13 protein-coding genes are annotated in these 13,022 nt (G+C 48.7%); 4 read left to right on the top strand and 9 right to left on the bottom strand.

What is annotated here, in order from left to right; genetic code table 11:
• The first annotated feature begins 136 nt into the window (after positions 1-136).
• The gene (locus ACQYWX_RS13890; protein ID WP_127970261.1) at positions 137-394 is read left to right on the top strand and encodes a YjhX family toxin; all 258 of its coding nucleotides are present in this window, start codon (positions 137-139) and stop codon (positions 392-394) included.
• 73 nt (positions 395-467) lie between these two features.
• Entirely contained in the window at positions 468-1,019 is a 552-nt protein-coding gene (locus tag ACQYWX_RS13895) for a GNAT family N-acetyltransferase (RefSeq protein WP_431689206.1), read from the top strand.
• A 148-nt stretch (positions 1,020-1,167) separates the two neighbouring features.
• On the opposite strand, the gene ACQYWX_RS13900 is transcribed toward ACQYWX_RS13895, so the two are convergent.
• Positions 1,168-3,096: a M66 family metalloprotease gene (locus ACQYWX_RS13900; RefSeq protein ID WP_431689207.1), complete on the bottom strand. Its 1,929-nt coding sequence runs from the start codon at positions 3,094-3,096 to the stop codon at positions 1,168-1,170.
• An 810-nt stretch (positions 3,097-3,906) separates the two neighbouring features.
• On the opposite strand from ACQYWX_RS13900, the gene ACQYWX_RS13905 reads away from it, so the two are divergent.
• Positions 3,907-4,251, top strand: coding sequence for a hypothetical protein (locus ACQYWX_RS13905; RefSeq protein ID WP_431689208.1), 345 nt, complete (start codon positions 3,907-3,909; stop codon positions 4,249-4,251).
• A gap of 24 nt (positions 4,252-4,275) precedes the next feature.
• Here ACQYWX_RS13905 and ACQYWX_RS13910 read toward each other — a convergent pair whose 3' ends face one another.
• From ACQYWX_RS13910 to ACQYWX_RS13935, 6 genes are all read right to left on the bottom strand, one after another.
• Positions 4,276-5,961: an RNA-directed DNA polymerase gene (locus ACQYWX_RS13910; RefSeq protein WP_431689209.1), complete on the bottom strand. Its 1,686-nt coding sequence runs from the start codon at positions 5,959-5,961 to the stop codon at positions 4,276-4,278.
• 328 nt (positions 5,962-6,289) lie between these two features.
• Complete coding sequence (locus tag ACQYWX_RS13915; RefSeq protein ID WP_431689210.1) at positions 6,290-7,054, bottom strand: hypothetical protein; 765 nt, start codon at positions 7,052-7,054, stop codon at positions 6,290-6,292.
• Positions 7,055-7,056: 2 nt separating this feature from the next.
• A complete protein-coding gene (locus ACQYWX_RS13920) occupies positions 7,057-7,806 on the bottom strand; it encodes a hypothetical protein (RefSeq protein WP_431689211.1) in 750 nt (249 codons plus the stop codon).
• Complete coding sequence (locus ACQYWX_RS13925) at positions 7,806-8,558, bottom strand: hypothetical protein (protein WP_431689212.1); 753 nt, start codon at positions 8,556-8,558, stop codon at positions 7,806-7,808. The genes ACQYWX_RS13920 and ACQYWX_RS13925 overlap by 1 nt, the downstream gene beginning before the upstream one ends.
• A 25-nt stretch (positions 8,559-8,583) precedes the next feature.
• On the bottom strand, positions 8,584-9,348 hold the full coding sequence (locus tag ACQYWX_RS13930) for a hypothetical protein (protein ID WP_431689213.1): 765 nt from the start codon (positions 9,346-9,348) through the stop codon (positions 8,584-8,586).
• Positions 9,345-10,493, bottom strand: a complete 1,149-nt coding sequence (locus ACQYWX_RS13935) for a hypothetical protein (RefSeq protein WP_431689214.1) — start codon at positions 10,491-10,493, stop codon at positions 9,345-9,347. Before ACQYWX_RS13935 ends, ACQYWX_RS13930 begins: the two co-directional genes overlap by 4 nt.
• A gap of 501 nt (positions 10,494-10,994) precedes the next feature.
• Here ACQYWX_RS13935 and ACQYWX_RS13940 point away from each other — a divergent pair.
• Entirely contained in the window at positions 10,995-11,639 is a 645-nt protein-coding gene (locus ACQYWX_RS13940; protein ID WP_431689215.1) for a hypothetical protein, read from the top strand.
• A gap of 90 nt (positions 11,640-11,729) precedes the next feature.
• Here ACQYWX_RS13940 and ACQYWX_RS13945 read toward each other — a convergent pair whose 3' ends face one another.
• Positions 11,730-12,215, bottom strand: coding sequence for a GNAT family N-acetyltransferase (locus ACQYWX_RS13945; RefSeq protein WP_431689216.1), 486 nt, complete (start codon positions 12,213-12,215; stop codon positions 11,730-11,732).
• A 39-nt stretch (positions 12,216-12,254) separates the two neighbouring features.
• Entirely contained in the window at positions 12,255-12,716 is a 462-nt protein-coding gene (locus tag ACQYWX_RS13950; protein ID WP_431689217.1) for a DUF6368 family protein, read from the bottom strand.
• Between the last annotated feature and the right edge of the window lie 306 nt (positions 12,717-13,022).

Here is a 13,022-nt window from a genome sequence, read left to right on the forward strand (position 1 = left end):
ATGTTGGAGATAGCAGTAATCCGATAACCCAACCCCTGTTTCCTCAGGAGTTTCGGTTATCGATACGCGCATTTTCGTGGCGAGCATGAACGCATGCTTGCCGTGTCGCATATTTGATTACTGCTACAGGTTCCACATGAACATTTCCAAGCCGGAACAACGGACGTTGCACGTCCTCGCCAAAGGCGGCCGCATCATATTCACACGTAATACCTCAGGTAAGGTGACATTCGTTGAATGCTACACCCGCGAGGGCTATGTGCTTGCCGACTGCACGTTGCCGGTTTTCACTAAACTCAAAAACAAACGCCTTATCCATTCAAAAAGCGGAAAGCCTTATCAAATTAATATGGCCGGGCTAAAAGCCGTACGTCCGCAATTGGATAACCAGTAAAACTTCATTCCCTGGCGGCTGGCGACAGCTCGCCAGGGCTAGCCTTGTTTGGCAAGCAACAACGAGACAACACATGAATTTCCATATTCGCAATGAACAACCCGGCGACTTAGACGCGATCACCCGCGTCACCGAACAAGCGTTCCTGAACGCGCCTCATACCAGTCATACGGAGCACCATATCGTCAACGCGCTCAGGCAGCGTGGCAAGTTGACCATTTCACTGGTGGCGGAAGCGCAGGGCGAGCTGATCGGTCACATCGCTATTTCCCCGGTGGCTATCCAGGGCCATCACAGTTCTGGGCAAGCCGATGCCGCTAATATTCAAAACTGGTACGGCCTCGGCCCGGTTTCCGTACACCCGGATCGACAAGGCCAGGGCATTGGCTCCGCCCTTATCAGGGAAGCATTGAGCTGCCTGCAAGCGCATAACAACGCCGCTGGCTGTGTGCTCCTCGGTGAACCCGATTACTACGGCCGTTTCGGCTTTAAACCTCATCCTGGTCTGGAGTTACCCGGCGTACCGCCGGAGTATTTTATGGCGCTGGGGTTTGGGGGAGAGACGCCAGTCGGCGTGGTGAAATATGATGAAGCGTTTGAGTTGGAGGCTAAAGCCTCCAACTGAAGACCTTCGCAAACGGCGACTTAAATAACGTGAAACTTTCCCCCAAGCTTGATTCCGCTCTTGCTAATAAAGCCTCGGCGCATAAGTCGCTCCGGTTTTCTAAAGCTGAACGCTCAAGCATTGGGGGCAAGCTGTATCTGTCTAGATGCTACAGCTGTTTGACGACCAGCGCTTTCGCCGCCATAACAGCGGTGGGGCTCAAATTCCACAGCATGGGCGTGTCGAGCAGCTCAAGCTTTTTCACCTTCGGCGCGCCCTCGGGCGCCACCAGCGCTACCGCCCAAAACAGATAGCTGTCTTTACTGTTTTCATTCAGATAGTCGTCCTTCCACACAGAAGGTTGCCAATCCTTGCGGGCGCTTCCTTTTAACACTCGGTATGAGGTCGAGCCGTCTTCGTAGGTGACCTTGAGGGTGAAGTCACACCCCTGGCGTCGGCAGTAATCGGAGTATTTGGCTCTGGCTCCGCTTGAGATATCGGCGTTAATGCTGTTGAGGTCGTCCTGATCGATCGCGTCGACATACTCAATGGCGTTTCCTTTGTACCGGATCGGGTTATAGAACTGCGACGCAGCGTCGGTCCCTGCGAGGCTGTACGTGACCATGATGAAGTCAGTGGTTTCATCAAACGACACGGGGAAGTGTTCCTTGATATGCCATCCCGCGTAGTGTTTGGTTTCTGGAACAAAGTCCGCCCAGTCGCCGTTATCGTCAAGCACCTGAAAGCCATTGTTGGTGGAATTCATCCTGGCGCGGTTACGCACCCAGCGCTGCATTTTTCCTGCATTAAAATCCGAGAATAACGGGAAGTCGGCATCGGGGTCTTTTTGCTCGTCCGCAGAGTGCATCGGGTCGAATCGATAGCAGCGTCCTTCCGCGTTTTTCTGGAAAACGCCACCGCCTCGTTCTCCACTGCAGACGAAGTAGCGGGAAGTAGGCGCGGTAAGGGGAGAGCGGAAATAGCCCTTGTATTGATCATACCCCCAGACTGAACCGCTTAAACTGCCCTCTGCATAGGGATAGTAGGGGCCATTCACGTCTTTGCTGCCGCTCAACGAGTGTGGAAGACCGATGGCGTGTCCGCCTTCGTGCCAAAGCAGTCCGAGAGAGGGGTAGCCCATAGACGCCCCGGAGCCGGTGTAAGCCACGCCGCCCAATCCACGGGTTTTAATCGGACCCGTTTTTGAGTGGTCGATGAGCATGGATGGGGCGAAGGTGATTTTGTTCAGCGCCATATCGCCCAGGGCGTATTCGATGTGCCAGACCATATCCAGAATCGGCCTGGAATAGTCCGGGTCCGCCGCGGATTCCACTTTCTTCGCCGGAGCCGAGCCTGAAGGTGGCGCAATCAGATAGTCCGATTCAAACACTCCCAATGGATGGTTAACGATATGGGTCTTTGAAAAGGGCATTCCCGCAAAGCCCTGTCCGGCGGTGTCGGGGTCTGCGAACATCACTTTCAGATCGTCGATTTTAAACGGGATATTGCTTTCATTGACGCCGTAGATCAGAAAGGGCAGTGATTGAATAGTGAGATCCAATTCAGGATGCATGGCGGGCGTGACGGTTTCCGATGCGCTCTTACCTTGCGCGACGACGCGGATATTCACGCCTTTAGACATGTCATCAGACGGAATCACCGCCGACCAGGCGTCATCCGAGTAGGGCAGATCGTCGCCTTCAGTGGGAGGGAGATCACTCGGCTTTGACAGGTTCAGGGAAGAAAGTAACTGATGGTTTTTATCATAAACGCGCACTTCCGCAGCCTGCACGGCCTCGTCGAAGGTGGCCAATACCAGCGTGTCTCTTTTTTCGACCAATTGCAGCTCGCCGGATTCTTTAAGGTTCCAGCTCAGACCACTTGGAGGAATAACGTGAGACTGGGCGAACTCAACCGAACGCAGCGATGTCGGTTCCAGCGGGGCGTCATCATTGGATGAAGAATTATCGTCGGGCGCCACATCGCCGCTACTATCGCCGCTCGCTTGAGTCCCTTCCGATTTATTGTCGTTGTTCCCTCCACAGCCGGACAATTGCCCAGCTAATACTAACAAAACCATGATCATAGATAGCTTCATAAAAAGCACCTCATCTATTTTCCAAATCAGTTGTTTGGCGGTGTAAGACCCCTCGACGGCGCCATCGCTGGCGTCAGTGCGAAGTCATCGAGTTTATTTTTCTTTGAATCGTCGGCGTGTTGACTGTGAAGGCGTCTGGCTATGCAGGGAGAACCGTTGTCGCGTATTCCTGATAAATACTGGATCGACAGGCTCTCTGTGTCGGCGGTGTGGCGTCACTCCCTGATACTTTTCCAAACACTTCCTCGAAGCGCGGTAATAGGAAAATACACTGCTCCACCCGATAGATGTGACGCCATCATCTGCATTAAGGAGTAGTTTATTGGTACAACGAAACCTTAAACCGGTAATCCATTGCAATGGAGTGACCCATTAGCCGCTTAAACTAATCGTGATAAGTTTCACCTACAACCCTCAATCACAACAGATTCTCCCTGCCGTGACCCAGCCCGCAAAGTTGAAGAAAAGTGCGGGGCGATTTTGGTGCGTAGTGGTTTTTTGTATGGGAATCAGTGCACTAGGATGGGGCGTGGTGATCATCGCAAAGATGACTGCTGGGGGCGGTGGCTTCTGCTGTGTCATTTTTATCAGCCTTCGCCTTATCTGATGTTGTTTATTAGCTTGGAGCTATGCAAACGATGACCTTCCTGACAGAAGCACGTTGTCGGATTGGTTTTCCGCTAAGCTTAAATCAACAGCGAGTGAGCGCTTTACGTTCTTTTCCACAGGTGAAAAATGCCTGCTTTTCGAAGTTGAAGTCTCAAAAGTGGAGCGGGGATGTGCTAGCCCGATGAGTGAGAGAGGGGGGACATGTTGAGGCAGCAGGAAATTCTGGCGCTTAAGCTCATTTTCCGAGGCGAAGATGATCTAAGCCAAGCAATCAGAGTGCGCATACATGAGGCAAAAAGCTTTAATTGGCAAGAAACAGGAGTTGGCTTTTACTCAACGATAAAATTGAAGCCGCCGCTTGCCAGGGCGCCCGACATACGCATGTGGGAATATAATTTTAGACACCCTGACTTTCCTCATGGAGGCTCATTTATGTGCTCTGTAATTAGTGATAATGAACTGGAATTGGAGGCTGTCGCATTGGGTGGCGCATGTTGGCCATATCCGACTGCCCCGGAGCAATTTAAAGAGCTGGGGATAGTTTGAAATTATATAACTATGTGAAAAGTATTACTCGTAATCATAATCTCCTCTCGACAGTCTATATTGAATTACTTCTCCCCCAGACATACCAATCCCTCGTTTGACTGCAGCTTCTACTGTGCGGGGTTGCTCTGGGAGCCTTCGTGTTGCTCTTGGGCTAACTCCATATCTCGGTTTTTCAAGCTCTTTAAGGTAATTGATGAGCTGGGTGTGGTCAGGGCAGGTTTCTTGGGCTCTTTGGTATAGTCTATTTCTTAACCCTGTTTCAAGCTCTTGTATTGCTATGAGTATGGCGCGTTGAATTGGGTAGGAGCGTTGTACGCTAAAGTGCTGTACGAAAAGCATTTCTCTCTGTTGATTGTTTGCATGCTTACCGTAGCAAACTATTGCTTGAGCTCCTTCAAGTTCTGAGATGGCAGATGTTACTGTACTATATGCAAAATTATGTAAATCCTCAGGAATAGAAGGTCTTGCTATTAATAACTTCCATAAGTAAAACCGCTGCCAATTATACACGGAAGGGTCGTCTTTAAGTAAACGGCTGGCCATATCAAGCCAATCGCCTGATGGACTTGATTGAAGTATTTTTGTCCAATAATCACTTCGATTTGGGTGAGACTCCATTCGTGTAACGACAAATGGAACTAGCTGTGAAAGTACTTGGTCTTGAAACTCTTGATAGTCAGCTATTTGCAACGTGCGATTTGCATATGCCCGAAATTTCCGGTCATCGCCAGATGGGGATGCATGTTGTTTTAGGCGATGAAGAACTTCTGGGATCGCACTGTTTATTTCTTCGCGGTCGCCTCGTGCTATTATATCTTCGACTGAAGAAATATATGCGTCATCCTCGACATCAACTAACTCTTTGAACTCCTCGCTTTCCTTTAGATATATTTTTGTTTTATCACTGGCAAGGAACATTCGATGGTGGGAAAGGGCCTCCTGTAAATCATGTAAAGCTCTTATGGCCTGCTTTTTATTTTTTGCACAAATTCGAATGTCATCTACCCAACGGAAGTATCTGTATCTTTTTTGTATTATTTCGTGATCTACGCCAGAAAGGAATAACGATCCAAAAAAACTACTAGCGTCAAGATTTTGAGGTATGCCGTAGCCATCGGTACTCCACTGCCTTATTAGCGCTTCTAAAAAATCGACCATAATCCGATCATCTTCGCTCATGCCTGCACCGAGTAACGCTCTGATACGTACAGCAAGATCTTCTATGCGAATATGATCATAAAAGCTAGCGATGTCTGTTATTAATACAGCTCCCGTTTGTTCATCAAGGCAAGCTCTTCTAAAGTCGTTGTGGAATTGCTTCCAACGATCAATTCTATTCCCAAATGGGTAGCAGTCAGGATCATCTGCGTCTAAGCGGTATGAATATACCTCTGGTGGTAAGTGATGGTCTAGCTTGGGTAAGAAATAGTGTAAAGCTGCTAAATAGAGCAGCCGATGAACTGGGTGGAGCCAAATTGCTTCTCTGACCATCCCGCTAGCTTTGGGGACAAAGTCTCTAAGGGAAGTCAGAGCATCAATTTGGAGTAGTCGGTGCTCTCGCTGGGCTAGATATTGTTCAAGATGACCTGCGACATCGGAAAAGTTTAGAGGATCAGGGAAAAAGTCATCATCACTGTCTCTGACTAACCATCTACCAGCTTTCGACAGCTGTAGTATGCGCTTGATATGTTGGTAGTTTATTGCCATCTTATTTCCTTAATGGCTTGTTTTATATTGGGTTTTATCCCTACATTGCCTATCCTAATTTTGCTATTCTTACGAGTGCTCCTCATTTCTTTAAAAGTAGAACCCGTATATAAGCTTTTCAAGGCGGGTTTTGTAAATGGGTAGTAGCCTCGGGCTAATTAGTTATAACAATCAGGTTCATTGAGAAAGTGTCAGTATGATTCAGAAATATCTGTGTGATATATAAAAACATTTGAAGAGATATCCTTTTCCTTAACTTAAGGTCAGGTCTTGGTAAATGTTACTAAATTGATATTCGATCATAGTAAGCTCAATAATTTCTTAACTATCAGGCTTTTCGAAGTGCGACCATCGACATAATGCGCTTGGCGTCTTCGTACATGCGTTGGTATCTCAGCTCTTTGTCGCCCACTTCGGAGGTCAAATGAAAATTGAATGTTAGGTAGTAACCAGCGCCCAATGGATAAGCCCAGTAGTAGTTCAGACCTCGGCCGACGCCTTCGCCGCGAATGCCGTAGTGCAGCCAGTCGATGCCGTTGATTTCTTGTCTGTAGTAGACTTCCGGCAGATGGGTGACTAACACGAGTTTCCCGAGTGGAATGTAACCTTGGGCGCTCATTTCCTCTGGGTGCTCAAATGCGTACCGCGCCTCCCAGTTGGCTCCGGGTTCTCCGTCTTTATTTTTCTCAGTTTCGTAGTAGTCCCATAAATCCTTTTTCAGGTATGTCTCCAGGCTATCGAGGTCTCTCTCGGCAATTGGGGTGTGGGACTCTGCGCGGTTTACGTCAATCGTGAGGCTCATGTCACCGAGCTTACCGGAATGGCCTTGTATGAACAGGCCTCTGTACGCCCACCATTCGAAACAGGCATGTACATACTCCCGATTGAACTCTTTCTCTAAGTTCGCCTTGAAAACATCCGGAGTGAGAAGAACTTGTGTAAGGTCAGGGTCTTTATGTTTGGCTAACCTCTGAACATTGCCCGGTAACTTGAACCTCAAGTGATAATCGCCAATCTTGCATTCCTTGGCGGTAAGCTCAGAAAAATCTGGCCCTTTGCCCGTTAGGGCAGGCCTGAGTAATTGGTCGATCATAGTCAGCCCTTACGAAGTTCCATCATGGACATGATGCGTCTGGCGTCATCGCGCATTCGTTCGGACCGCATTGATCGGTTTCCTATTTCGAGCTGCATCCAGAAACTGATGGTGAGGTAGAAATCCTTGTTTAGGGGATAGGCCCAGTAGTAGGTATGGTGGTGTCCGGCCATGCCTTCCGAGTTGATGTGGTAGGAGAGCCAGTCTGCGCCATGGATGCGTTCTTTGGTGTAGGGATCAGGTAGTTTCACCAGAAAGCCTGAGACAGGCGTATCGCCCATCAAAACCTTGTTGTTTTCGTAGTGCTGTCTGGCTCTCAGGTTAATGCCGTCGCCAGTTTCTTCTGTTTCGTAGTATGTCCAATACTCTTGTTTCAGATAGGACTCTAAACTATCGAGGTCGCCTTCTTTGATTGGCGAGTGGGGCATGGCGCGATTGACATCAATGTCCATACTCAAGTCGCCGAGTTTGCCAAGATGACCTTGAAGGAATACACCTCTATACGCCCACCACTCAAAATCCATTCGCACAAAAGTGCGATTAAACTTTTGCTCGTTTTCATAGGAGTTGAATAAGCCTGGCTGCAAATTGACTTGTCGAGGTCTGGCTTTTTTGGCTCTTCCTGTATCAATAACATTCCCCGGCAACTTATAGCGCAACCTATAGTCTCCAATACCGCATTCCTTGGTCGTCAGCTCAGCAAAATTCGGCCCTTTGCCTGTTAAGGCAGATTTGAGTAATTGGTCGATCATTATGAGCTCTTGTAAAGTTCCATCATGGACATGATGCGTCTGGCGTCGTCGAGCAGGCGTTCCGACCGCTTTGCGTGATTTCCTATTTCGAGCTGCATCCAGAAACTGACGGTGAGGTAGAAATCCTTGTTTAGGGGATAGGCCCAGTAGTAGGTGTGGTGGTGTCCGGCCATGCCTTCCGAGTTGATGTGGTAGGAGAGCCAGTCGGCGCCATTGATGCGCTCTTTGGTGTAGGGATCAGGTAGTTTCACCAGAAAGCCGGAGACAGGCGTATCGCCAATCAAAACCTTGTTATTTTCGTAGTGCTGTCTGGCTCTCAGGTTTATGCCGCCGCCTGTTTCTTCCGTTTCGTAGTATGTCCAATACTCTTGTTTCAGATAGGACTCTAAACTATCGAGGTCGCCCTCTGATAAGGGTGTATGAGGCTCTGCGCGATTAACATCCACATGCAAAGACATTCTTCCTAGTTGGCCAAAACTGCCTTGTAGGAAAAACCCGCGATAGGCCCACCACTCAAAACCCATTTGCACAAAGGTGCGGTTGAATTCTTTGTCGCACTCATACGTCGCAAACAGATCACTATTTAGATTCAAGTGCGAAGGATTGGGCTTCTTAGGTATGCCAATATCAATGGCGTTCCCTGGCAGTTGATACTTCAGCCGATAGTCTCCGATGCTGCATTCCTTTGCAGTAAGCCTTGAAAAAGCAGGCCCTTTGCCCGTTAAAAGTCGCTTCAACAGCTGCTTGATCATAGTAAGCCCAATAATTTCTTAACTATCAGACTTTTCGAAGCGCGACCATCGACATAATGCGCTTGGCGTCTTCGTACATGCGTTGGTATCTCAGCTCTTTGTCGCCCACTTCGGAGGTCAAATGAAAATTGAATGTTAGGTAGTAACCAGCGCCCAATGGATAAGCCCAGTAGTAGTTCAGACCTCGGCCGACGCCTTCGCCGCGAATGCCGTAGTGCAGCCAGTCGATGCCGTTGATTTCTTGTCTGTAGTAGACTTCCGGCAGATGGGTGACTAACACGAGTTTCCCGAGTGGAATGTATCCTTGGGCGCTCATTTCCTCTGGGTGTTCAAATGCGTACCGCGCCTCCCAGTTGGCTCCGGGTTTTCCGTCTTTATTTTTCTCGGTTTCGTAGTAGTCCCATAAATCCTTTTTCAGGTATGTCTCCAGGCTATCGAGGTCTCCCTCAACTAGCGGGGACTGAGGTTCTGAACGGTTAACGTCAATCGTGAGGCTCATGTCACCGAGCTTACCTGAATGGCCTTGTATGAATAGGCCTCTGTACGCCCACCATTCGAAACAGGCATGTACATACTCCCGATTGAACTCTTTCTCTACGCTCGCCATGAAAACGTTCGGAGTGAGAATAACCTGTGTCAGGTCAGGGTCTTTGTGTTTGGCTAACCTCTGAACATTGCCCGGCAACCTGAAGACCAAGAGATAGTCGCCAATCCGGCATTCCTTCGCGGTCAGTTTTGAAAAATCCGGCCCTTTGCCTGTTAAGATCGACCTGAGTAGTTGATTGATCATAATAGGCCTAACTCTCTCATTGTATGTTTCGCCAGCCTTTCCGCTTTTCTTTGATAGCCGTTCATTTGCAAATGTCTGATGGCGCATTCGGCGCTGAGGAAGGGTAACGTATGGGGGCTGGCTTGCACAGGACGCTTATCGCGGAATACCAGAAACATGCTGTTCATGCTGCGCAAGAAAGAGCCGGGGGATAGGTCGTTGAAACCAGCCAGGTTTGGCACGAGGTCGTTTGGGTGATCCCGCTTGATTTCATCAATGGTTATACCTGCCTGCCTGAAGGCTTTCTCTGCGCGAGTCTTCTCATTTCCTCCTGCATGAATCGAGACTCTTTGTCCTTCCAGGCGCACGCCTCTTTGATTCACCAGCTCTACGGCCCGCGTCAGGATAATTCCGCCCTGACTATGCGCCGTCCATTTGCGGTGCAAGCCTTTTTGCTGATTTTCGATCAACATAACCGCTATAAATTTCGCTAACTCGGTAGTGGATATCTTATCTGCGATGCATTCGAAGAAGTCGATTTTTCCACGAGTCGGGTTGTAGAAGAGCGTGTAGGCTTTGGCGTAGTCGTCCCAGTAGGCGGTATCCGTGTGGACGCCCATCAGCCAGGAGGCTTTTTTCAAATCATTCGACATACCATTGATTGCAACATGTTCTGTTCTTATCTTAGGGACGGGTTTTGGTTTTCCCCAGGCCAACTCAAGTCTGGGAATTTCCCTTTCAGTTATTTCTTCTCGCCACCGAATATCAGACTCCCGCCTAACCTCAAACAACCCCATCTGCTGCATGTTCGCCGGTGTTTCAACCTGTGTAATTTCCCGCTCCAGTTTCATCCGATTAATAACAATCATCTCGGGATTCACGCTGTACATAAAACTGACTCCGCCTGAGCAGATCTTATGACGCATAAACATGGGCGCTTTTTGAAAACCTCTGCTGTTCCAGCCATAGCCGCCGTCGCTGGTTAGTTTGAGGGCCTCTTTGTATACCTGGGTTTTCTCATACAGATTCAGGCTGCGCATAAAGACATTTGCTTCCCTGGTGATCATCAGTTTTTTACCGGCCTTGGGAGTTTGAGAGTTCCAGGCAGGGAGCGGGTTTTCCAGCGGCAAAAGTTGATGCTGAGCAGGGAGGTTGTTGTTTTGCATTTCGCTTTCCTTAGGTGTGCAAGAAAAGCAATAATTCTAGTAATTAGACGAGTGAAAGCAATTTATCTTTTGTTCGAGGCTATTTGGTCTAAAAGCCAGCTTGCAAACAATTAGCGATAAAATACGCTAATTATCATGAAAATAAAGGGAAAAACATGGCGCTTGGCGATAGGCTCGATAGGTAGTGTTTGGTACTGTAAGGCAATAATACTTGCTTAATGGCGCGAACTGAACTGGCGTTGATAATTGAACAAGGGCTTCTGTCTTGTATCTAGGATGGTCTGACTAAACCGGGAAACAGGGAGCGCATCGTGCCGCCATTCACCCTGCGTGAAGGTAAATTTCCAATAAAAACGATAAAGGGTTTTGTTTCAGGTGGGCGCTAACTTAAACGAAAAATGCAGCGTCAGTGAATGACGTGGAAAGCTGGCGCGTTGAAGTTGAGCTGAGATTAATAAAAGAATCTGGACACAGAATTCAGCAGGGATCAGGGATTTACTTATGGCATTAATACATGTGCAAAACGCGATTAATATTGCTGAGCAGTGGCATCAACAAAACAGACGGATTACATGGTCTCCGTTAGTTATGCCGCCTCAGGTCATGGGGCGTCGCTGGCGTTATACCAGCTCCATGGAACGCTGGGCGAGAGGGCTGGATCATAATGTTCCCAACCCGCTGACAATGGGACCCAATCAAATAGAAATATGCTGTTTTGAAATGCTGTTTCTGGCCGCCGCCGCAGCCCAGGCGCCGAGACAATTTTTCTCTGATCGTTATAACCGTGCGCATACCGCCAGGGTGATCAATGGACGCAACTGGGGCGTACAGATAATGCGCAATATGTTTCACAACGAGACGTTTTATCCCTGGCCGGCGCCATTTCCCGCGTCACTGAACCGAGGCGATGTCGTCGTTTTTTCCTACCGCAATCAACCTCTCTACAACGGACAGTTCCAACTGGGACACGCCGTCCTGCTCACCGGACAAAGAGACGCTTTTGGCCGACACATCGCAATGAGCTTTTGCGGAACCAATACGCAGCCAGTTACCCGAGTGGAAAGAGTGACGGTTGAAGAACAGATTCTTAACAGCGGCAACCTGGCCAGGGCGTTTTATGGTCGCCCCGCCTGGTTGGGAGCGTAGGGCGTATTTAAAAGGCGAGGGGAGAGGTTTCTAACTCTCCCTGATGACTCAATCAATGGTGGTTGTACTTGGTTTCGATCTGCCTGCCGCCTATTCGGACAGCGCCATTGTCATATATTGCGATCCAGGATTTTCACCCAATGCGGCGTTCACTCGATAACCGCAGGCTTCATACACCCGGATCGCATTTTGATTGGATTTATATACTTCAAGCAGCAGCGTTTTTACGGGCATTGCGCGACAAAGGTTATTGATAGCCGCCAGCATTTTTCCGCCAACGCCGGCGTTCTGATTCGCCGGCTTCACGTACATTTGAATAATCTCCCCAGCGTCAGGCGCGACTTGAGTTTGAAACGTCACGCCGCAGATGCCCACCAGCTCGCTATTTAGAAACGCCCCAACCATCATGGCTTTGTCGGAGCGCTCTTCAATGCGCATCTCGAAATAGAGTTTTTCCAGTTTCACTTGCTGCTCATAACCCGAACCAAAGTGCTCAGGGAAAGTCTTTAACGCCTCTAATCTGATTGCTCGGTAGGCCTTTGCATCCCTGGGTTCCAATACTCTGACTTCGTACAAGGTCGACTCCTTTTAAACATGCGCCTGTTTGTGTTGGGGCTATTTGACCATACAGAAATCTGGGTGTTGTAACCAACGTTCAAATAGATCTGGGGAAATGAGTGATTCACCTTGGATGTCGATAATCCCTTTGTCCATTACTATATCGGGATCATTGGTATAGAGGCTAAGTGGATTGTGAAAGGCGATCCAGCCATTAAATAACCTTGCTATACTGAGTGCGACTTTCCCCAACAGAATATGGTCTTGGGCGTCATTACACATCGCATACAGCCCAATTATATCTTTTGGCTCCCACCCAATTACTGAGTGCGCCCTAGAGTATTCTGCAATCTCTTCTGCGTACTCAGGGCCGATCGCGTAGCCTAGCGGTCTGCTATCGACCCAGAAGTTTTCGCCATTGATAGCATTCGAAATCGACGTTACGAAGACATGCAAACTTTGTTTGCCTGTCGCCGATATCTTTTCCCTAATTAATATGCCTACAGTAGGTCCAGCCACTTATATCTTATCCTCATGGTTTCGTTAATTTAGCCCAAAACGGTGGATTGATATTGTCTCCCAAAATTGCTGGTCCAAGTACCTATAGTGGTCAACCCATGTCGCAACCCCGGGGAAGTCGAATGTGATATCGATTTGTTCATGGTTTTGGGGCTGTGGACGCTCTGGATGTGTGTTGTGTCGGGCGGTTTGGGTTTATTGATTTTTGTCTTTAAAACTCTCAAACGTACGGGGCAATAAGCTCCCTGTCAGCTTGGCCCAAGATACTGCAGACCATGAAATGAGGAGTGCTGTCCGCCCGGAAAG

This window comes from Hahella sp. NBU794, assembly GCF_050749805.1.
Lineage (GTDB): Bacteria > Pseudomonadota > Gammaproteobacteria > Pseudomonadales > Oleiphilaceae > Hahella.